The organism is Leisingera sp. S2M4, assembly GCF_055398055.1.
The window spans coordinates 245,373-264,207 of record NZ_AP040861.1 but is presented as its reverse complement, the minus strand read 5'-3'; the positions used below and the strand labels follow the sequence as shown (position 1 = coordinate 264,207).

22 protein-coding genes and 1 tRNA gene are annotated in these 18,835 nt (G+C 62.7%); 14 read left to right on the top strand and 9 right to left on the bottom strand.

Going from position 1 to position 18,835, the window contains the following annotated elements; all coding sequences use genetic code 11:
• The first annotated feature begins 46 nt into the window (after positions 1-46).
• Positions 47-832, top strand: a complete 786-nt coding sequence (locus ACZ52D_RS01350) for an inositol monophosphatase family protein (protein ID WP_222453866.1) — start codon at positions 47-49, stop codon at positions 830-832.
• A gap of 101 nt (positions 833-933) precedes the next feature.
• On the opposite strand, the gene ACZ52D_RS01345 is transcribed toward ACZ52D_RS01350, so the two are convergent.
• The 3 genes from ACZ52D_RS01345 to putA all read right to left on the bottom strand — a co-directional run bounded on the left by ACZ52D_RS01345 (position 934) and on the right by putA (position 5,740).
• Positions 934-1,314 (bottom strand): GFA family protein, encoded by a 381-nt coding sequence (locus tag ACZ52D_RS01345; RefSeq protein ID WP_464442298.1) that lies wholly within the window; start codon positions 1,312-1,314, stop codon positions 934-936.
• A 188-nt stretch (positions 1,315-1,502) separates the two neighbouring features.
• Positions 1,503-2,273: a rhomboid family intramembrane serine protease gene (locus ACZ52D_RS01340; RefSeq protein ID WP_464442296.1), complete on the bottom strand. Its 771-nt coding sequence runs from the start codon at positions 2,271-2,273 to the stop codon at positions 1,503-1,505.
• Between the two features lie 53 nt (positions 2,274-2,326).
• Complete coding sequence (gene putA, locus ACZ52D_RS01335; RefSeq protein WP_464442295.1) at positions 2,327-5,740, bottom strand: bifunctional proline dehydrogenase/L-glutamate gamma-semialdehyde dehydrogenase PutA; 3,414 nt, start codon at positions 5,738-5,740, stop codon at positions 2,327-2,329.
• A gap of 124 nt (positions 5,741-5,864) precedes the next feature.
• On the opposite strand from putA, the gene ACZ52D_RS01330 reads away from it, so the two are divergent.
• Both ACZ52D_RS01330 and ACZ52D_RS01325 read left to right on the top strand, forming a co-directional pair.
• On the top strand, positions 5,865-6,335 hold the full coding sequence (locus ACZ52D_RS01330; RefSeq protein ID WP_222453862.1) for an Lrp/AsnC family transcriptional regulator: 471 nt from the start codon (positions 5,865-5,867) through the stop codon (positions 6,333-6,335).
• A 140-nt stretch (positions 6,336-6,475) separates the two neighbouring features.
• Positions 6,476-6,561: transfer RNA gene (locus ACZ52D_RS01325), tRNA-Leu, on the top strand.
• A gap of 110 nt (positions 6,562-6,671) precedes the next feature.
• Here ACZ52D_RS01325 and ACZ52D_RS01320 read toward each other — a convergent pair.
• From ACZ52D_RS01320 to ACZ52D_RS01295, 6 genes are all read right to left on the bottom strand, one after another.
• Positions 6,672-7,718: a tyrosine-type recombinase/integrase gene (locus ACZ52D_RS01320; protein ID WP_464442293.1), complete on the bottom strand. Its 1,047-nt coding sequence runs from the start codon at positions 7,716-7,718 to the stop codon at positions 6,672-6,674.
• On the bottom strand, positions 7,715-7,924 hold the full coding sequence (locus tag ACZ52D_RS01315; protein WP_222453860.1) for a helix-turn-helix transcriptional regulator: 210 nt from the start codon (positions 7,922-7,924) through the stop codon (positions 7,715-7,717). Before ACZ52D_RS01315 ends, ACZ52D_RS01320 begins: the two co-directional genes overlap by 4 nt.
• A 166-nt stretch (positions 7,925-8,090) precedes the next feature.
• Positions 8,091-8,438, bottom strand: a complete 348-nt coding sequence (locus ACZ52D_RS01310; RefSeq protein ID WP_464442291.1) for a hypothetical protein — start codon at positions 8,436-8,438, stop codon at positions 8,091-8,093.
• A gap of 230 nt (positions 8,439-8,668) precedes the next feature.
• A complete protein-coding gene (locus tag ACZ52D_RS01305) occupies positions 8,669-8,929 on the bottom strand; it encodes a hypothetical protein (protein WP_464442289.1) in 261 nt (86 codons plus the stop codon).
• Positions 8,930-9,188: 259 nt separating this feature from the next.
• Positions 9,189-9,998 carry a hypothetical protein gene (locus ACZ52D_RS01300; protein WP_464442287.1) on the bottom strand — a complete coding sequence of 270 codons (810 nt, stop codon included), beginning with the start codon at positions 9,996-9,998 and terminating at the stop codon, positions 9,189-9,191.
• Positions 9,999-10,108: 110 nt separating this feature from the next.
• Positions 10,109-10,468 (bottom strand): helix-turn-helix domain-containing protein, encoded by a 360-nt coding sequence (locus ACZ52D_RS01295; RefSeq protein ID WP_464442285.1) that lies wholly within the window; start codon positions 10,466-10,468, stop codon positions 10,109-10,111.
• A gap of 301 nt (positions 10,469-10,769) precedes the next feature.
• Between ACZ52D_RS01295 and ACZ52D_RS01290 the strand changes: the two genes are divergently transcribed.
• From ACZ52D_RS01290 to ACZ52D_RS01240, 11 genes are all read left to right on the top strand, one after another.
• Entirely contained in the window at positions 10,770-11,093 is a 324-nt protein-coding gene (locus ACZ52D_RS01290) for a hypothetical protein (protein WP_464442284.1), read from the top strand.
• The gene (locus ACZ52D_RS01285; protein WP_464442282.1) at positions 11,090-11,272 is read left to right on the top strand and encodes a hypothetical protein; all 183 of its coding nucleotides are present in this window, start codon (positions 11,090-11,092) and stop codon (positions 11,270-11,272) included. The genes ACZ52D_RS01290 and ACZ52D_RS01285 overlap by 4 nt, the downstream gene beginning before the upstream one ends.
• Positions 11,265-11,702 carry a TIR domain-containing protein gene (locus ACZ52D_RS01280; RefSeq protein ID WP_464442281.1) on the top strand — a complete coding sequence of 146 codons (438 nt, stop codon included), beginning with the start codon at positions 11,265-11,267 and terminating at the stop codon, positions 11,700-11,702. The genes ACZ52D_RS01285 and ACZ52D_RS01280 overlap by 8 nt, the downstream gene beginning before the upstream one ends.
• Positions 11,699-12,337 (top strand): hypothetical protein, encoded by a 639-nt coding sequence (locus tag ACZ52D_RS01275; protein ID WP_222453850.1) that lies wholly within the window; start codon positions 11,699-11,701, stop codon positions 12,335-12,337. The genes ACZ52D_RS01280 and ACZ52D_RS01275 overlap by 4 nt, the downstream gene beginning before the upstream one ends.
• 231 nt (positions 12,338-12,568) lie before the next feature.
• Positions 12,569-13,162, top strand: a complete 594-nt coding sequence (locus tag ACZ52D_RS01270) for a hypothetical protein (protein WP_464442279.1) — start codon at positions 12,569-12,571, stop codon at positions 13,160-13,162.
• Between the two features lie 2 nt (positions 13,163-13,164).
• Complete coding sequence (locus ACZ52D_RS01265; RefSeq protein ID WP_464442278.1) at positions 13,165-13,854, top strand: hypothetical protein; 690 nt, start codon at positions 13,165-13,167, stop codon at positions 13,852-13,854.
• Positions 13,855-13,946: 92 nt separating this feature from the next.
• Positions 13,947-14,309 carry an HNH endonuclease gene (locus ACZ52D_RS01260; protein ID WP_464442276.1) on the top strand — a complete coding sequence of 121 codons (363 nt, stop codon included), beginning with the start codon at positions 13,947-13,949 and terminating at the stop codon, positions 14,307-14,309.
• Positions 14,310-14,366: 57 nt separating this feature from the next.
• Positions 14,367-14,888, top strand: coding sequence for a hypothetical protein (locus ACZ52D_RS01255; RefSeq protein ID WP_464442275.1), 522 nt, complete (start codon positions 14,367-14,369; stop codon positions 14,886-14,888).
• Positions 14,889-14,898: 10 nt separating this feature from the next.
• The gene (locus ACZ52D_RS01250; RefSeq protein WP_464442274.1) at positions 14,899-16,599 is read left to right on the top strand and encodes a terminase large subunit domain-containing protein; all 1,701 of its coding nucleotides are present in this window, start codon (positions 14,899-14,901) and stop codon (positions 16,597-16,599) included.
• Positions 16,600-16,604: 5 nt separating this feature from the next.
• Positions 16,605-17,891: a phage portal protein gene (locus ACZ52D_RS01245; protein WP_464442272.1), complete on the top strand. Its 1,287-nt coding sequence runs from the start codon at positions 16,605-16,607 to the stop codon at positions 17,889-17,891.
• Positions 17,888-18,835 carry a S49 family peptidase gene (locus ACZ52D_RS01240; RefSeq protein WP_222453843.1) on the top strand — a complete coding sequence of 316 codons (948 nt, stop codon included), beginning with the start codon at positions 17,888-17,890 and terminating at the stop codon, positions 18,833-18,835. Before ACZ52D_RS01245 ends, ACZ52D_RS01240 begins: the two co-directional genes overlap by 4 nt.

Genomic DNA, 18,835 nt, shown 5'->3' with positions numbered 1-18,835 from the left:
CATTGACCCGGCATCTCCCCGACCGACCTGACAGGACCGAACCGACATGATTGGCAGTGCAAACCTCAACGTGATGATCAAGGCCGCCCGCAAGGCAGGCCGTTCCCTGGTGAAAGACTTCCGCGAGGTGGAAAACCTGCAGGTCTCGATGAAAGGCGCGGGCGACTTTGTCTCCAAGGCCGATATCGCGGCTGAGAAAATCCTGAAGGACGAGCTGACGAATGCGCGCCCGACCTATGGTTGGATTGCCGAAGAGGGCGGCGAGATCGAGGGCGAGGATCCGACACGCCGTTGGATCGTTGATCCGCTGGATGGCACCACCAACTTCCTGCACGGCCTGCCGCATTGGGCGATTTCCATTGCGCTGGAGCACAAGGGCAAGATCGTCGCCGGGGTGATCTATGACGCGGCCAAGGACGAGATGTTCTTTGCCGAGAAAGGTGCAGGTGCCTGGATGAACGACACCCGTATCCGGGTGTCCGGCCGTCACCGGATGATCGAGTCCATTTTTGCGACCGGCGTCCCCTTTGGCGGTCGCGCCGATCTGCCGCTGACGCTGCAGGATCTTGCCCGTCTGGCACCCGCCTGTGCCGGTATCCGCCGCTGGGGCTCTGCCGCGCTGGACATGGCCTATGTCGCGGCTGGCCGCTACGAGGGGTTCTGGGAACGCCGTCTGAACCCGTGGGACCTGGCCGCAGGGATCATCATCGTCAAGGAAGCCGGTGGCCTCGCGGAGGCGATCGACCCGGAGGCGGGCATTATCGACAGCGGTTCCGTTGTCTGCTCGAACGAGCCGATCTTCGAAAATTTCGCCAAGGTGATCCGCGGCTGAAGCCACGCATCGCGTATCCACGGATCAAGCGCGGCCTCTGGGCCGCGTTTTTTGTTAGACTTGGCCTGGGACTGCGGCGTCGGGAAGGGCCAGTTGCAGGGTTACGTCTTGTCCGCCGGATGGTTGACCCCGTCGTGCCATGGGATTTCGCCATGGGACGCGGCATGTGTCCTTGGGTTGCCGCCTTCGATGCAGCCCAGGTTGACGCCGCATTCCGAGGGGTTTGAGCGGCGCTGGTGGTGCGTGTAAATCCCGCAAGTCTTGCAGAAGTAGTGTTTCGCCGTGTGGCTGCCCCAGGTGTAGAGGCTGAGGTTCTCCGCCCCTTTCAGGACCCTGAGGCTCGCGGCTATTGCGGTGACGGCGGCTGCCCCACGCCGCAGGCAGAACGAACAATCGCACCGCGCGGCTGTGGCCAGTCCCTTGGGGAATTCCGCCTCAATCTCCACGGCGCCGCAGTGACAGGTGGCTTTAAGACGCGCCATCTTTTCCGATGCTCCTGCTGCTGATTTTCTTCATGGCTGACCCCATGCCCAAAAAATTCCCCGGAAATGCAGGGGCAGGCGACCTACCATTATACTGCCCTGAAAGTTTTCGGGGTGGCGGCCTGCGTGTTGACGAGTTCACTGTTACCTAGTTGGCGCAGGCCGCATTTTCCATCCATTTCCACGGATCACTTTCCCCAGGGGCCGGGTTTGCGTCGTGCGCGGGGCAACTTTGGGATGCGGCTGGCGGCGTAGGAAGACGGGCGTTCAGGATGCGGCGGTTGGCCAGAGGTTTGGGACCAGTACGCGGGTCCACCGCGGCGCAGCCACAGCGGCAGGCACAGCAGCAGCCCTGTGACAAACCCGCCGGCGTGCGCCCAGTAGGCGACCCCGCCGAGGTTGGGATCGGCGCGCAGGCCGCCAAAGAATTGCATCACCAGCCAGACGCCCAGCATCACGAAGGCCGGGATCGTGAAGATGCGGAAGTAGATCACCAGCACCAGCAGGATATCGACGCGGGCGCGGGGAAACATCAGCAGGTAGCCGCCCATGACCCCGGCAATCGCCCCGGAAGCGCCCACCGTGGGCACCATTGACCCCGGCGCCGAGATCACATGTATCAGACCGGCTCCGACACCGCTGACCAGGTAGAACAAGAGAAAGCGCAGGTGACCCATTTCGTCTTCGAGATTGTCGCCGAAGATCCAGAGGAACAGCATGTTGCCGCCCAGGTGCATCAGGCCACCGTGGATGAACATCGAGGTAAACAGCGTTCCCAACCCGTAACCGTGGCTAATCTCGGCGGGCACGATGGCATAGCTGTCGTAGAAATAGGCCAGCGCGCGTGGGCTGGCATAGGTGGCCGAGTAATAGGCATAGGCCAGAATATTCACCGCAATCAGCACGTAGACGACATAGGGCGTCCGGCCTGAGGGGTTGTGGTCGCGCAACGGGAACATTGCGGAACGCTGGGCCGTAAAGGGCCCAGCGTCAAGCGCTTATATGGTATAGCTCAGGCCATTCCGCCGAGCAGATCGGCGTTGCCACCCGAGGCGGTGGTGTCGACGCAGACGTGGCGCTCTGCCAGGACACGGGCGCGATCGGGCTTGCCGGGGATCAGCGGGATGATGGGACCATCACGCTTTGCCAGTCGCTTCTCGATCTCGCGCGCGGTGGCCTCGTCGCCCCACCACAGCACACCGGCGATGCCCTCGATGGTTTCCAGCTTGTCCAGCTCCAGCATGCCGGATGGCGTGATCGCAGTGCCGCCGAGGCTGATCACTTCCCGCGCCTGTTCTGCGGACGCCTGTGCGCCCGGACCCATGCACAGCAACGGCGGGCGCGCGGAGACCGTCAGGCGGTTGGACTCGCCGGTCGGGCCCGGCAGGGTGGTGGTCACTGGCTGTGCCGGGGTGCCGCTGGCTGCGGGCAGCTCTGTCACCGTGCTGGTCCAGCTGTCCGACACCTGCTGCCGGTCGGGCGCGCAAAAGCGGCTGAGGTAGAGCGGGCCGCCGGCCTTTGGTCCGGTGCCTGAAAGCCCCTCGCCGCCGAAGGGTTGGCTGCCGACGATCGCGCCGATCTGGTTGCGGTTGACGTAGATGTTGCCCGCATGCACCCGGTCGCAGACGTGCTGGACCCGGTCATCGATGCGGGTGTGCAGCCCGAAGGTCAGCCCGTAACCGGTTGCATTGATGTCGGAAATTACCTTGTCCAGATCTTGCGACTTGAACCGCGCCACATGCAGGACCGGGCCAAAGATCTCCTCCTCGAGGGCGCTGATGCTGGGCACCTCGATCATCGTCGGGGCGACGAAGGTGCCGCCTTGGGGCGCGCGCAGTTCCTTCAGCACGCGGCCTTCGGCGCGCGCCTTGTCGATGTGGGCAAGGATGCCTGCACGGGCGGTCTCGTCGATCACCGGGCCGCTGTCTGTGGACAGGTGCCAGGGGTCGTCCAGATGCAGGCAGTCCATCGCGCCTTTCAGCATCTTCAGCACGGTGTCCGCGATGTCGTCCTGCAGGTAGAGGCAGCGCAGCGCCGAGCAGCGTTGTCCGGCCGACTGGTAGGCGCTTTCGATCACCGCCTGTACCGTCTGCTCGGGCAGGGCGGTGCTGTCGACGATCATCGCGTTGAGGCCGCCGGTCTCTGCAATCAGGGGGGCGCCGGGCTTCAGGTTCTCGGCCATCGCGCGGCGGATGCGCATCGCAGTCGCGGTTGAGCCGGTGAAGGCGACGCCTGCAACCCGCGGATCCGAGGTGATCGCGGCGCCAACCACGCTGCCGCGGCCCGGAACCAGTTGCATGGCGGCACGCGGCACGCCTGCTTCGTGCATCAATTGTACCGCCCGGTGGGCGACCAGCGGTGTCTGATCGGCGGGTTTGGCGAGGACCGCGTTGCCTGCGGCCAGGGCGGCGGCAACCTGACCGGTGAAGATTGCCAGCGGGAAGTTCCACGGCGAGATGCAGGAGAAGATACCGGCGGGCGGCGCCGCGGGAATGCGGGCTGCATAGTACCGCAGGAAGTCCACCGCTTCGCGCAGCTCTGCCACCGCGTCGGGGATGGTCTTGCCGGCCTCGCGGGCGAGGATGGCAAACAGCTCGCCGTAGTTTTCCTCATAAAGGTCGGCGACCCGGTTCAGGATCGCGGCGCGTTCCTCTGCCGGGGCGTTCCAGGGGGTGGCGGCGCTCAGCGCCAGATTGATATCGGCCTCGCTACACTGGCGGACGCTGCCAACCGTGCTGAGGTCGGTTGGGCTGGTAACATCTTTCGCCGGTTCCGGCTGGGCCTCGCCTGCCAGCAGCGGGCCGGCCTGCCAGTGATGGTCGCGCCAGGGCGCGCGGGCTTCCTCGATCCGGGCGAGGGTCGGCGCGTGGCCAAGGTCGAACCCCTTGGAGTTGGGGCGCTCCGGTGCAAACAGCTCGGGGCCGGTCGGAATCTTGCGGCTGATTTCGCCAACCTGGGCGAAGGGATCGGCGGCCACGACTTCCGGTGCGACATTCTCATCGACGATCTGGTTCACGAACGAGGAGTTGGCGCCATTCTCCAGCAGGCGGCGCACCAGGTAGGCGAGCAGGTCACGGTGGGCGCCAACGGGGGCGTAGATCCGGCAGTTGGTCTTGTTCTGCTCCAGCACCATCTGGTGCAAGGTTTCGCCCATGCCGTGCAGGCGCTGGAATTCGAACAGCTGTTTGTCCATGCCCTCGGCCATGTGTAGGATGGCAGAGACCGTGTGGGCGTTGTGGGTCGCAAACTGCGGGTAGATTCGGTTGGTCAGCCCCAGAAGCTTGCGGGCGTTGGAGATATAGGACACGTCGGTCAGGGCCTTGGAGGTGAAGACCGGGAAACCGTCGACCCCCTCGACCTGGGCGCGTTTGATCTCGGTGTCCCAGTAGGCGCCTTTGACAAGCCGCACCATGAAGCGACGGTCGTATTTTTCTGCCATTTCGTGCAGGGCGTCGATTGCCAGCCCGGTGCGCGGGCCATAGGCCTGCACCACCACGCCAAAGCCGTCCCAGCCCGCCAGTGCCGGATCAGACACCACCGCTTCGATGACTTCCAGCGACAAAGACAGGCGGTCGGCCTCCTCGGCGTCGACGTTGAGGCCCATCTTGGCGGCCTTGGCCAGCAGCGCCAGCGCCTTCAGGCGCGGCACCAGATGTTCCATCACGCTGGCGTCCTGCGCCAGTTCATAGCGCGGATGAAGCGCCGACAGTTTGACGGAGATGCCGGGGTTCTTGCGGATGTCGTCACTGTTGCAGGCAGCGGCAATGGCCGAGATCGCCTTGGAATACGACAGGTGATAGCGGGCGGCGTCGGCCTCGGTACGCGCGGCCTCGCCCAGCATGTCGTAGGAATAGGTGTAGCCCTTGGCTTCCATTCCGGCGGCGCGGTTCATGGCGCTCTCGATGCTTTCGCCCAGCACGAACTGGCGGCCCATTTCCTTCATCGCGCGGCTGACGGCGGTGCGGATCACCGGCTCGCCCAGACGTTTGATGGCGCCGCGCAGTGCCCCAATCGGGCTGCGCTCTTCGTCCAGAACCTTGCCTGTCAGCATCAGCGCCCAGGTCGAGGCGTTGACCAGAGAGGATGTCGATTTGCCCAGGTGCTTCCCCCAGTCGGAAGGGGCGATCTTGTCTTCGATCAGCGCGTCGATGGTGTCGGCATCCGGCACCCGCAGCAGCGCTTCGGCAAGGCACATCAGCGCCACGCCTTCGTCGGTGGACAGGCCATACTCGGCCAGGAACACTTCCATCAGGCCGGGGGCCGAGTGGCCGCGGATGTCGCGCACCAGCGCGGCAGCACGGGCCGAGATCCGGGCGCGGTCTTCCGCGCTCAGCGCGGCCTGGGCGATCAGTTGATCACGGATGGCGGTTTGGTCGACATAGGTGCCAGCGTCGATACGGTGGCGCAGGGAAGTATTGGCAGTCATGCGGGGAAACTCCACAAAGGTGCAGGTCTTTTGGTGGATTTTATATCCAAAATGTCAGGACAACTGCCCAAAATCTGTGTAGAGGTAGGTCAAATGGATGAAATTTGGATGCTCGGGAGTGCATATGGACTTTTCTGATCTGGACCGCCACGATATCGCGATTCTGAACGAGCTGAGCACGGACGGGCGCATTTCGATCGCTGATCTTGCACGCCGGATCGGTCTGTCAAAGACGCCGACCCAGACCCGGCTGAAGCGGCTGGAAGCGGAGGGGATCATCACCGGCTACCGGGCGCTGGTTGATCCGATCCGGTTGGGGCTGGATCACGTTGCTTTCGTCGAGGTCAAGCTGAACGACACCCGGGAGGCGGCGCTGGCCAAGTTCAATGCGGCGGTGACGCGGCTGCCGGAGGTGGAGCAGGCGCATCTGATGGCATCGCATTTCGACTATCTCCTGAAGGTTCGCACCCGCTCCATGAGCGACTACCGGGCGGTGCTCGGCGAGAAGATCTCCGCTTTGCCGCATGTCGCGTCGACCTCCACCTATGTGGCGATGCAGGCCGTCAAGGAAGATGAGGCGCTGGCTCCCTTGTGATTTCTGTTGTTCTCGGCAGCGCGCGCCCACGGGGTTTTCTAACGGCGCAAAAATGCGCGTATTCGGCGAGAAAAGACATTGTCGTCATGCTGACAGGAGGTTAGACCATGCACGCGTGGCACTGCCGCCCGGTGCCACCTGCGGACGTGGTGGAATGGTAGACACCGGAGACTTAAAATCTCCTGGCCTTATGGCCGTGCGGGTTCGAGTCCCGCCGTCCGCACCACTGATTTTAAAGGGAAATTCTCTCTCTTTGCGAAGGGCGGAAATCGTCGAAACTTCGCCACTCCCACAACCTGCTCCCACAGTCTCCTTTCGTTCCCGTTCTGGTCCAACCTATTTTCGGCGCAGTTGAGCGGAGCGTGACAGGGCCTTTCGGCTTGCGCGAGCGCGGTAGTAGGCGACCATTTCGGCGCTCTGGTTTGTCACCGCCTGGATCTCGGCATCACTGCATCCGGCCTCGGCAAGGCGGATGATCGCGAGCTTGCGCAGACCGTGCAGCACGTACTTCTCGGCCTCGGGTCCGAGGCTGGCGCGCCACTCCCGAAAGGCCTTGGACAAGGCCCAGTAGCCGCGCGGCTGAGTGAGGTTCTTCGCCAGCACATAGGCTCCCTTGCGTGGCGCTGCGGCGATGAAGTTTCGCAGTTCCTGGGGGCAGTAGACCTCCATCCGCTCGTCGTTCTTTTCGTCCAGGACGCTCATCCATTCGCCGTCAAAGTCCGAGAACCGCATCGAGATTGCAGCGTTCGGGCGTTGGCCGGTGTTCAGGATCAGCGTTGCCGCGGCGCGCACATCTTCCGGTGCTTCGTCCAGCTTATCGACCATCCATTGCGGCCACGGTTCATATTCCCGCTGCTTGCCGTAGTGATCCACGCCCTTCGTTGGATTGTCACCCAGCGGCCAGTCCAGCTTGTTCGCGCCATAGTTCCACAGCAGGCTGATCGTCTGCAGGTAGCGATCGGCCTTGCGCGGGGTGTCGGCGAGCTTGGCGTGGGCCGCACGCACCGCTGCCTTGGAGGTGCGCCGGACATCCTTGTCGGCGTTCTTTTCGAGAATGCCCTCCATGTCTCGCCGGTAAGTCTTTTTGGTCCCGTCCGAGAGTTTGCCCTGGATGCGAGGGTCTTTTCGCCAGGCCTCGATGAGGGCGCGCCAAGTATACTGTGCTTGGAGCTTCTGCCGCTGGTGTTTACCTGCAGCGCACTCCCAGTAGAGCACATCCAGGCGTTCCGCATCCCCTTGCCAATCCAGTTTCACCGCACGCTCGCGGCGCTTGCCGCCTTCCGTCCAGGTGACCCGGTGGTAAGGATCCCAAATGCCGCGGCGACCGTTCCACTTCCAGGCAAGGTTCGGTTTGGTGATCCTGGGCTTGGGAGGCTTCTTCAAAGCTCAAAGTCCTCTGATGGCCGTGCGGCCGTGCCGCTGAGTATGGCGCGCAAATCGTCGGCCCGCCAACGCTCCACGCCGTCCGCCAGCCGGACAGGGCCGGGCAGGGCGCCATGTTTGACCAGGGAGCGGAACTTCGTCACCGAAAGATCCAGAAAGGCGGCGGCATTGGCTTCACGTAGGGCCGCAGGTTGAATGGTTGCCATCTATTCATCCTCTTTCAAATGCGCTTCGGCGAAGGGAGCCGGTCGTCATTTTTTGGGATTGTGGGGCGCGGCACGGTTGTGTGAGTGGTGGCCTGTTTGCCGCGCCCCGGCGGTGCGGGTGGCCGGTCCCGCGAGATGAAACGTGTCCAGTGTGATGGTTTCAGTTTCAGATTCTATCCTTAAATCGATTAGTGTTTGGCGGCAATGGCTTACCGCCATTGTAAGGGCAGTCAGGTCGACCATCTGTCGCGCGCCGAGTGCCGTCGAGGGTGTGGTGGATCCGGGCGGCGCGAAGCCAAGCATCCAGTGCGGATGGCATGTCGTTCCCTGAGGCGGAAAGGCCCAGCAGTGAGAGGTGCCAGCGAGTCGCCGCGAAGTCGAACCGGTCGCTCGGATCGGTGCTTTCCGGCCTGAGCTTGCCGCCCAACTCTTGCAGCAGCATTGCCTGGCCAAACCGGCATCGGGCGCGCAGGGCGCGGGCGGTGGCGTAGATTTCCTGGGGTGTCGACGGCATCGGTGTCCTGTCCTTGGATGGTCGCGGGCGGCGGATGGAATGGAGGATTGCGCCGCCCGCGTTGATCCGCGCCGCAAGACGGGCGCGAAACCTCAAAGAAAAGCGGCGCGTCAATCCTCCATCACGCGCCGCTACTCGGCTATTTCTGTTGGGGTGGGGCCCGCGGTGGTGACCGGACACTGCGGCTCGCCGCTGAGTTTGTGGTCGGGCAGGCGCGGGCCGATCTCGGGTCAGGCTGCATCGCGGTGTGGAACCGGGATGTTCTTTTCCGCGATGAGTGCGCGCACCTTTGCGCCGACACGGGCTAGGGTCTGGTCGGTAGGTTCCGGCGCAGGTTCGGGCCGGTCGATCAGGTGCGCTGCACGCAGGCGGGCGGGGTCGAAGCCTTGGCCGCGTGCGGCTTTCATCGTGGCCCAAGCCTGAGTGAATAGGTGTGTGTCGTCCAGGTAGTCTTCGGGCGATCCAACGATCTGGCGAGCGGTACTGGTCATGTCTTGCATTCAATCCTCCATCGGTTGATAGAGAGTAGAGTATAGGGATAAATATCTATGTCAACGATGATGTAGGGAAAAATTACTATGATCGAGAGGCGTCAAACTTTATCTTTTGCCAGGCAGAAGAAGAAAACCCCGCGCGGAGCGGGGGTGGTTCGCGTGATCGCGTTTGGTCTTTGTATGGGGTGCACGCTTCTAGTGTCGCTTTGGGCAATTAGTGCTGGATCCCTCGTGGGCACAGCCTATGCGTTTGGACTTATTCAGGGTGCTGGCTGGTGCTCTCTTCTTCTGGGGGGTGGCTTGGGCCTTCGATCATGAGTGGGCGATCAGCAGACGACAGTAGTACCGCCGCCGCGGCAGGTCCGGCGATACTTAGTACGCTAAGGGTGTCAGCGGTAAGCCCGAGCGCAAATGCGCCTGATTTCATAGAGTTTGAAACCCAGCCTTTGAACTTCTCCAGAAATTCCTTCTGCTCTTCGTCAATGTGTTCAAATTCGGCTTGGAGGTCTGCGAAAATGTTCTTGAGGCGACGGCGAATTTGTTCGTCAGTAGCGCCTTCGCATTCGTGCATGATGCGAATTATAGACCTTAGCTTTAGTTCAAGGACTGATTTTTGCATGGGGTTAATTGGAGCGCTTCCAATGCCTTCAAGCATCTCTTCTGTTTCGGCAAGGAAGGTTTTTCGGTCGAACCGTTTGTTGCGCGATATGTGGCTTGTAGCGAGCGTGTGGCCAATTAAGTTCAGCTTCTCTATCGCGTTCTCGAATTTTGCATGCGCTTTAAAGGCTTTGACGGTTTCTTGAGGCAACGCCATTAGAAGCCTGCCTTGAATTTGACGGATTTCTGCAAGCATGGATGACACGCCCGTGTCCGTTAGATTTGGGATAAGGGAGACCTCTTCGATGGCATCATCCAGAATGGCAAGAATTCCAAGTCTGGCTTCCGTTTGGCTAATGTGCGGAAAAACAATGCTAAGTGCGGTGGAAAGTTTGTTTTGATCGGGCTGGGATGAGATTTCCTCAATTATTTTGGCCGATTGGTAACAAGCGTTTTTTTGATCTTCCATTTTTGGTCTGCTCTCTATGGTCGGGATGTTGTCAATGGTGGGTGATTGAAATTCCTTGATTTATTGGAATTAGTACTGAGGAGTGTTAAAATTGACAGATCAGGAAATTATCAGCTTTCTTCGCCGTCTTCTTTCCGAGACTGACCCGCAGCGGCAGCTAGGCCTCGTCCGTAGCCTAGAAGCTCTTTCAGTAGGTGATCGGGTAGCTGATTTGCTAGGCGTACGATCTCTTTTTCTTCTGGGGTTCGGGCCTCGCTCATGAATTCTTCAAGCGTCGTCCCTAAGGCGGCGCAAACTTTCCTAGCGGATTCAAGGGTTGGGCTTTTGCTTTTTCCGCTCAGCCACTGACGGATCGCCGCATTGCTCATGCCAGCCTTAACAGAGAGTGAGGCCGCTGTGAGATTTGGGTCGCTGTCAATCCGCTCTTTGAGGCGTAGGAGGAAGGGTTCCATGATTTCATGCTCAGTCATGGTAGTAATCTACTACTATGGAGCGGGATAGGCTGTAGAATTATTGATTGACTGTCATAGAAGAAAATCCCTATGTAGGTCGCATGGAACAGTTTCTTGAACAGGTTCGCAGCTATGCGGCGTCTTTCGGAATCAAGCCGTCGACAGTCGTTCAGAAGGCCGGTGCTGGCGGTGGTGCAACTTGGGGAAGATGGGAAAGTGGCCACAGTAGTCCTACGCTTCACACGGTAGATAGAATAATAAAATACATGGCAGACCACCCCCCGCCACGCGGGCAACATGGGCCAGTGGAGGTTGCCGTATGAGCCGCCCGTGTCTGAGCCTGATTGTGAATAACGATGTGTCATGTCGAAATGATGCTGTGGGCCTTAGTCAAAAGTCTTGGTCAAATCAGTTTGACCCATACGCGTTGAAAGCCCAGGCGCCAGATCTTTGGTCGGCCTACTTCCGCGCTCGTTTCGGCAGCCCACGCGAGGTCGCGCTGTTTTGTGACGTGAGTTTCCAAACGGCATTGAACTGGTGGGGCGCGGTGACTGCGCCTGCAAGCCATATCGCGCTGCTGGTGATGTTGACGGATCCCGGCGCGCCCGCGTTTTTCGGCAAAGCGCTGGAGCGGGCGGCATGAGCGTTTCGAGCGCGATTATTCCCAACACCGCAGGCGGGGCCGCCATGTCCCTTTGCCTGAGCGCTGACCGGGGGCAGGCGCGCCTGCGAGTGGCCCCCAATCACCTCCCTGTGGACCTTGGGCGCGTGGTGGCCTCGCTGCCGCGCGCCTCTTTTATGGCGGAGGTGGTGCATGCTTGATTTCTCGGGCCCGCACAACTGGCAACGCCTGCGCGAGCGCGCTGAAGGCGCTGCCTTGCTGCATGAGGGCGCCTTGCTGGCTGACGTAGCTTCCTGCGCTGCGGGCAAGCTTGCCTGCCTCGCCACGCCATACGCGGGGTTCGACGGCGGGCCGGTGTTGGCCTCAGACCTCGCCGTTGCCTGGATGGGGATGCTGGCGCAGGTCGGTATCCTGCCGCTGTCTCCGGCCTTCATGGCCTCGGAGGCCGGTCTGGCAGTTGAGGAACCAACAAGTGCTGTGCGCCATGCGGACCTGGTTGTCGTGCCGACGCTATCAGGCTGGCAGCGATCTGCCGGGGTCTGGCAGGCGGCTTTTCTGGCATTGGAAATGAACAGGCCGGTCTTCGTATTAGACGGGGGCCGCCAAAACGAACTGGAGGTTGGGCTGTGAACATCCACGCTGGGCGGCTAACGCCCGTCGACACTGGCGATCTGCCAGAGTACCCGCTGTCCGCCGATGACCGGTTGGACAGCCATTACTTCATGGTCTGGGAGCGGCGGCGTTGGCTGAACTCGGATATGCGCCTTAAGGGGACGCCAGAATGCCGGGCACTGTACTTTGACCTGATCAACATCGCCTATGATAACTCTCCCATCGGCACTTTGTCGGCGGACCTGGAAGTGCTCGCCAAGCTGGTGTTTGTTGATCCCGGCCACTTCAAGGCGCTCTGCGCGCTGGATTTCGGGCCGCTCCATCGGTGGACCAAATGCCTGTGTGACGGGGAGGTCAGGCTGATGCACCCGATGGTGCTGAAGTCTCTGACCGAGGCAATTTCCCGCAAGGAAGATAACCGCGCCAAATGTGATGCGGCCAATGTCGCCAAGCGGCTGCAGCGGCTGCGCGCGACGGTTGCGGGCCTGCATGTGGAGCTTTCCAAGAATGATGCGGCCGTCAAATGGATGGATGAATGGCTGATCCAGCAAGGCTGCGGCTACAGGAGCACCAGTTGGGTTGAGAAGGCCATGATGGCTTGGTCCAATCACGCGATGGATCTGGCTCGCAGTCGCGCTCGGGGGACAGCCTGATGCTGCAATTTCCGAACTGTCTGCAGGACACTCTTGGACGTTCTCAGGACACTTTCAGGACAGTTTTCGGGAAATGTCTAGGTGTTTCAGTAGTTTATAAAAATGTCCCGAAGTGTCCGGCACGATAGGGACATAGACAGGGAAATAACAAGACAGCAGGGCAGTTGCGCTCCAATTCAGCCCGCTGACATGTGGAAAACGTGTCGATGCTGAGAAAGAGGGATTGCGGAGATGAACGGGAAAGAGCAGGCCGCAGGGGAAAAGCGGGTACAGGAATTGTTGATCGCGCCGCTTGAGGCGCTGGGGCTGACGAAGCCGGGCACCATGCGCAAAGAGCAGTTCGAAACGATGAAGAAAGAGCTGCGGCAGATGCTGGCCTACATGAAGCCGGCCAACCTGCAGCTGCTGTGCGAGTGGTGCGAGGGGCACCCGGGCGGCAAGGACCGCGACCGTTTTCCGATCGCGCTGCATATCCTGAAGGAAGCGCGGCGGATCGAGCCGCCGGAAACCGGCCCGTCGCCGCTGATGCTGGAGGTGTTTGGCCGGTCGTTGGGGCAGGAGGCAATTGCCAAGGGCTGGGCGCCGGAGTTGCTGACCTGGCTGAAAGGCAACCGCTCGTGGCCGGGGAACTACACGGTGAGCCAGATCAAGGCTGCCGCCGATGATCCGGTGCGGCGGCTGGAAGACATCGAGGCCCGGATAGCGCGGGGGCGTGCGGTCACCGCCGAGGAGGTGGCGTTTCGCGATCGGCGCCGGGTGGCGCTGCAGAAGTGCCGCGATATCGCGGATGAGGCACGGGCGCAGCGCGCGGTGGCCCGGGCATGAACATGGCGGCATTGAACAACGGCTTCGCGCTCGCACCGCGCCACCGCGACAGGGTCACGGTACGCGCGCCGCGGTCTGGCAAGCTGGAGGTCAGCGCACTGCAGCTGATCGAATGGGCGTTTCGGCGTGAGAAGATCGGCCTCGACTTCGATGAGATCGAGCGGGAAACCGGCGCGCGGCCGGGCGTCGGGATGGAGTACATCCTGATCGAGCAGGCCAAGCTGGGCTGCCGGGTGCAAGGCGGCGGGTCCTCACCGCGCCACCACGACGCCGACATGGTCGCGGCCTCGCTTGCCAGCCTGCCGGAAGCCTATGGCGGTCGGCGCATGGCGGTGCAGATCGCCGAGTTGGCGCGCGTTGGCGAGGTGCCGGACTGGATGGCAGGCGCGCGGGCCACGTGCGAACCGGTGGCGTGGCGTCGGTGCAAGCATGGGGCGTTCGCGGTGACAGAGGTCTGCCGGGTGCCGGGGCTGCGCTGGCCAGCTGACCAGCTGGGAAAGAAGGCGGACGGGTCGTGGTGCCGGGTCTCCTACAGCAACACGGCTCGCGACGTGGCGGCCGCGCGGCGGCGCTACCTGGACTGGTACAGGGCCATTCATCATCTGCGCTTCATTTTCCGAAAAGCCTGCCATCTCACGTCCTTCACCGTGTCAGACGCTCTGCCACCGCGTGCGCCTTGGAAAGGGGCTTGACCGAAATCTCAATCTGTTGACATAGTGCAGCCACCACATGTGCGCCCGGAGCGGAGATCCCGCCCCGGGCGCTTTTGCGTTTGGAGGTGACTGTGAAGGTCAAGCAACTGAAGCCCAGGCTGCAGGGGCTGGCGCCGCGCGTCGCCATTCTCAAAACCGACCATGATACGCGGCGGCGACAGCAGCAGGCGTGGCGCAAGTGGTACTACACCGCGCGCTGGAAGCGCCTGCGCTGGCAGTGCCTGGAGCGGGATCTGTTCACCTGCCAGCTGTGCGGTCGCATCGAGCCGGAGGCCTCCAAGCTGGTGGCCGACCATAAGGTCAGACACCTCGGCGATCCGGCGAAGTTCTGGAACCTCGGCAACCTGCAGTGCCTGTGCAAGCCGTGCCACGATGGCGCGAAGCAGCGCGCCGAACACCGAGACACCGCGGCGCGGCGGGTAGGGGGCCTCTGATCCCTGTGACGGCCCGCCGCCGCAAACCGGTGCTCTAGCTCACGCGGAGAATTTTTTTTGGCTGATCAAGAATTTCCGGACGGCCTGGACCTGTTCGGCAACCCTGTCTTCACGACCAAAGGCAAGCGGGGGCGGCCGAGGTTTCAGCGCACTGAAGAAAATGCACGTAAAGTCAGTATGTTACTGGCTTTGGGTTGGTCGAACATGCGGATCGCGGCCTGTGTCGTGGATCCGCGGACCGGCCAGGCGATCTCCGAGTCGACGCTGAAACGGTATTTTAGATCCGAGCTGTCGGAGCGGAACCGGATGCGCGATCGGCTGGATGCCCGCCGGTTCGAGCGTGCCTGGGAGGCGGCGGAGAATGGCAACATCGGCGCGGAACGCCTGCTGCAGCAGATGCTGGAGAAGAACGACCTGATGGGCGCGGGCCGGAAACTCGATGCGGCGCAGAAGGCTAAGAAACCGGCGGCAAGCGAGCGGCTCGGCAAGAAGGAGGCCGCGCTGCAGGCCGCGCATGAAAGTGCCGAAGGCACCGAGTGGGGCTCGGATCTTGATCTCCCCGGGTTCCGGCCGAACTGAGGTCTGATCCATGAAGGATGCATTCCTCGATCCGGCCGAGCTGGCAGCCTGGTCGACGGCGGTGAAGGACTGGGAGGAGCGGATCGTCAACCGCCAGTCGCTGATCCCGGACCTGCCGCTGTTCGATGAACCGGCGGAAAAAGCCCTCCGGATCTTCAAGCGCTTGCGCGTGCCGGATCTGATGGACCAGCCGACTTACGGCGAGGTCAGCGCGCCATGGGTGTTCGACTTCGTCCGGGCGGTCTTTGGCAGCTATGATCCGGTCAAGAAGCGGCGGATGCTGCGGGAGTTTTTCCTTCTGATCCCGAAGAAGAACGGCAAATCCGCGATCGCGGCGGCGATCATCCTGACCGCCTGCATCATGAACGAACGGCCCGAGGCGGAGCTCTTGCTGATCGCGCCGACGATGACGATCGCGAAGATCTCCTTCAAGCAGATCAAGGGCATCATCCGGGCGGATCCCGAGCTGGACAAGCGGTTCCACATTCAGGACCACGCCCGCACGATCACCCACAAGGTCAGCCGGGCGGAGATCTCGGTCAAGGCGGCGGATGGCGATGTCATCACCGGCGGCAAGGCAACCTACACGATGATCGACGAAACCCATGAATTCGCCAGGAAGAGCAAGGCGGACGGGGTTTTCCTTGAGTTGCGTGGCGCCCTGGCCTCGCGCCCGGAGGGGTTCGTGATGCAGATCACGACGCAGTCGAAGGACCAACCAGCAGGCGTGTTCAAGGCCGAGCTGGAAACGGCGCGGGCGGTACGTGACGGGCGCCTGCAGTCGCCGATGCTGGCAGTGCTCTACGAGCTGCCGCGCAAGATGGCGAAGCACTGGCAAAAGCCCGAGACCTGGGCGCTGGTGAACCCGCACCTCGGGCGGTCGGTTGATCCGGCGTTCCTGGAGGATCAGCTGGTGAAGGCGCGGGAGAAGGGCCCAAAGGCGCTGCAGCTTCTTGCCTCGCAGCACTTCAACGTCGAGATCGGCGTTGGCCTCGGCGGTGGTTGGAGCGGGGCGCTCTACTGGAAGAAGGCCGGGCCGGAGAAGTTCGGGCTGGAGGAGCTGATCAACCGCTGCGAGGTCGCGGTGCTGGGCCTCGACGGCGGCGGGCTGGACGATCTCTTTGGCCTGTCGGTGGTCGGGCGCGAACGCGAGACCAAGAACTGGCTGATGTGGTTCCATGCCTGGGCGCATCCGGAGGTGCTGAACGCGCGCAAGGAAATCGCGCCGCGGCTGCACGACTTCGCAAAGGCTGGCGATCTGACGCTGCTGAAAGAGGACCAGCCCACCGGCGACATCGAGGGGGCCACGCAGATCGCGGGGGAGCTGCTGAATGCGGGGCTCTTGCCTGCCGAGGCGGCGGTGGGGCTGGATACGGTGCAGGTCTACTCGATCCTCGAGGAGATGATGGCGATCGGAATTGATGAGGACCAGCTGCGCTATGTCGGGCAGGACTGGCGCCTGTCCCCGGCGATCTGGGGGATGGAGCGCAAACTGAAGGACGGAACCCTTCTGCACAGCAACCAGCCGATGATGGAGTGGGTGCTGGGCAACGCCAAGGTCGAGCAGCGCGGATCGGCGGTGAGGATGACAAAGGAAGCCGCAGGGCGCGCCAAGATCGACCCGCTGATCGCAGGCATGAATGCCTTCACGTTGATGAGCCGCAATCCGGTTGCCGCCGGGGCGCAGGCGTTTGAGTACACAGGGATGTGACACCCATGGGATTGCTGGATTTCTTCCGGCCTGCGGCTGAGCCGCAGGCCGACGCTTCCGTGCGCGCGGAGCCACCTGTGCGTGCGGCCTCGGACAACATCGCCAGTGAGCGGCAGTGGCACGGGTTCCAGGTTGTCGGCGGTTCCTCCAAGGCCGGGGTGCGGGTGAATGAGCAGACCGCGCTTTCCATTCCTGCGACGCTTCAGGCGCTGCGGATCCTGACGGGCGTCTTTGCCATGACGCCGCTGCACTTCTACCAGAAGACCGAGCAGGGCCGCATGCCGGCCGATGACAACGCCGCGGCCAAGCTGTTCCTGCGCGGGCCGAACACGCACCAGACGGCCTTTTCCTTCTTCGAGCTGTTGCTGGCGGACATCCTGCTGGCGGGTGGCTTTCATGGCTATATCAGCCGCGACCGGCGCGGTGATCCGGTGGCGATCACCCGGTTGAAGCCCGGCCATTGCCTGCCGGTTGAGTATTTCGACCGGGCCGAGGGCACCTTCCTGTTCTTCGACGCGACGCTGCCGGATGGCAGCCATGAACGTTTTCCGTCGCGGGATATCTTCTACGTGCCCGGGTTCTCGCGCGACGGGATCCAGGGGCTGAACCCGGTGCAATATGCCCGCGATGCCCTGGGCGGTGCGATCGCCACCTCGGACCATGCGGCGCGGTTCTGGAACAAGGGTGGGCGACCGTCGACGGTGCTGACCACCGAGCAGAAGGTGGCACCGGAGGACAAGGGGCGGATCCGGGACGACTGGACGCGGATGTATTCCGGCCCGGACAGCGAAATGGTTGCGGTGCTCGACCAGGATCTGAAGGCGACCTTCCTCAGCCATGACCTGAAATCCAGTCAGTACCTTGAAACCCGGCAGTTCCAGGTGGTGGACCTCGCCCGGATCTGGGGGGTGCCGCCGCACCTGATCTTTGATCTTTCGCGGGCCACCTTCAGCAACATCGAACAGCAGTCGCTGGAGTTCGTGATCTTCCACCTCGGGCCGCACTACACGCGGGTGGCGCAGGCGGCGACCAAGGCCTTTGCGCGGGAGGGGTTCTACTTCGAGCACCTGACCGATGCCCTGGTGAAGGGCGACCTCAAGAGCCGGATGGAGGCCTACTGGTACCAGCGGCAGATGGGCATGGCCAACGGCAACGAGCTGCGCCGCTACGAAAACCTGCCTGACATCCCCGGCGATGCCGGACGCGAATATTGGAGGCCGTCGAACATGGAGATCGCCGGTCAAAAGCCTGCGCCGGGCGGCGCGGATGGAGCGAGTGGAGATCCAGAATGAAGCAGCAACTGACGGCACTGGTTGCGGCCATCCGGTCGCAGCCCTGGGCGATCATGCCCGACTATCTCGATGCGATCGAAGCGATCGCGCTGCGCGCACTGGACGAGGATGTGCTGAAACGCATCGCTGCGGACGGGCATATCGAGCGGCTTGCGGCGAACATGTCGGCGGTGGCGGCGGTCGGCACGCGGCTTGAGGGCACCCGAATGAGCACGGTGCGAGACGGCGCGGCAGTGGTGCCGCTGCTGGGGCCGATCTTTCCGCGGGCGTCCATGGTGAGCGCCTCCAGCGATGGCACCTCGCTCGATGCCTTCATGCGCGACATCCGGGTGGCGGAAGCCTCGGATGAGGTCGCCCGCATCGTGATCCTCGCCGACAGCCCGGGCGGGGTGGTGTCGGGCCTGGGCGAGGCGGCGGAAGGCCTGCGGGCGCTCAGGAAACCCACCGTCACCTTCGTCACCGGCAATTGCGCGTCGGCGGCCTACTGGCTGGCCAGCCAGTCGCGGGAAATCATCATGGATCGCTCTGCCGCGGTTGGCTCGATCGGCGTGGTCGCCTCGATGTCGCGGCAGGAGGCGGCGGATGCCAATGGTCGGCGCAGCTACGAGATCGTCAGCAGCAATGCCCCCGACAAGCGGCCTGACCCTTCGACCGAGGAAGGGCGGGCGGCCATCCAGCGCGACATCGACGCCATCGAGGCGGTGTTCATCGCGGATGTGGCGGCGGGGCGCGGCGTCTCGGCCGAGCGGGTGCGCGCGGATTTTGGCCGCGGCGGCATGCTCGCGGCAACCCGCGCCGTCGAGGCGGGCATGGCAGATCGGATCGGCACCCTTGAGGGGCTGCTGAGGGAAGGTTCCGGGCGCACCCGGGCTCAAGGGGCGGGCCGCAGTGCGCGTGTGGCCGCCGATATTCAAGCGCGGCGGCTGGCCGCAATGAGGAAATGA

Coding starts and splice junctions, on each gene's coding strand:
- ACZ52D_RS01350 (WP_222453866.1), top strand. CDS start 47: ATGATTGGCAGTGCAAACCTCAACGTGATGATCAAGGCCGCCCGCAAG.
- ACZ52D_RS01345 (WP_464442298.1), bottom strand. CDS start 1,314: ATGGCGCGTCTTAAAGCCACCTGTCACTGCGGCGCCGTGGAGATTGAG.
- ACZ52D_RS01340 (WP_464442296.1), bottom strand. CDS start 2,273: ATGTTCCCGTTGCGCGACCACAACCCCTCAGGCCGGACGCCCTATGTC.
- putA (WP_464442295.1), bottom strand. CDS start 5,740: ATGACTGCCAATACTTCCCTGCGCCACCGTATCGACGCTGGCACCTAT.
- ACZ52D_RS01330 (WP_222453862.1), top strand. CDS start 5,865: ATGGACTTTTCTGATCTGGACCGCCACGATATCGCGATTCTGAACGAG.
- ACZ52D_RS01315 (WP_222453860.1), bottom strand. CDS start 7,924: ATGGCAACCATTCAACCTGCGGCCCTACGTGAAGCCAATGCCGCCGCC.
- ACZ52D_RS01310 (WP_464442291.1), bottom strand. CDS start 8,438: ATGCCGTCGACACCCCAGGAAATCTACGCCACCGCCCGCGCCCTGCGC.
- ACZ52D_RS01305 (WP_464442289.1), bottom strand. CDS start 8,929: ATGACCAGTACCGCTCGCCAGATCGTTGGATCGCCCGAAGACTACCTG.
- ACZ52D_RS01300 (WP_464442287.1), bottom strand. CDS start 9,998: ATGGAAGATCAAAAAAACGCTTGTTACCAATCGGCCAAAATAATTGAG.
- ACZ52D_RS01295 (WP_464442285.1), bottom strand. CDS start 10,468: ATGACTGAGCATGAAATCATGGAACCCTTCCTCCTACGCCTCAAAGAG.
- ACZ52D_RS01290 (WP_464442284.1), top strand. CDS start 10,770: ATGAGCCGCCCGTGTCTGAGCCTGATTGTGAATAACGATGTGTCATGT.
- ACZ52D_RS01285 (WP_464442282.1), top strand. CDS start 11,090: ATGAGCGTTTCGAGCGCGATTATTCCCAACACCGCAGGCGGGGCCGCC.
- ACZ52D_RS01280 (WP_464442281.1), top strand. CDS start 11,265: ATGCTTGATTTCTCGGGCCCGCACAACTGGCAACGCCTGCGCGAGCGC.
- ACZ52D_RS01270 (WP_464442279.1), top strand. CDS start 12,569: ATGAACGGGAAAGAGCAGGCCGCAGGGGAAAAGCGGGTACAGGAATTG.
- ACZ52D_RS01265 (WP_464442278.1), top strand. CDS start 13,165: ATGGCGGCATTGAACAACGGCTTCGCGCTCGCACCGCGCCACCGCGAC.
- ACZ52D_RS01250 (WP_464442274.1), top strand. CDS start 14,899: ATGAAGGATGCATTCCTCGATCCGGCCGAGCTGGCAGCCTGGTCGACG.
- ACZ52D_RS01245 (WP_464442272.1), top strand. CDS start 16,605: ATGGGATTGCTGGATTTCTTCCGGCCTGCGGCTGAGCCGCAGGCCGAC.
- ACZ52D_RS01240 (WP_222453843.1), top strand. CDS start 17,888: ATGAAGCAGCAACTGACGGCACTGGTTGCGGCCATCCGGTCGCAGCCC.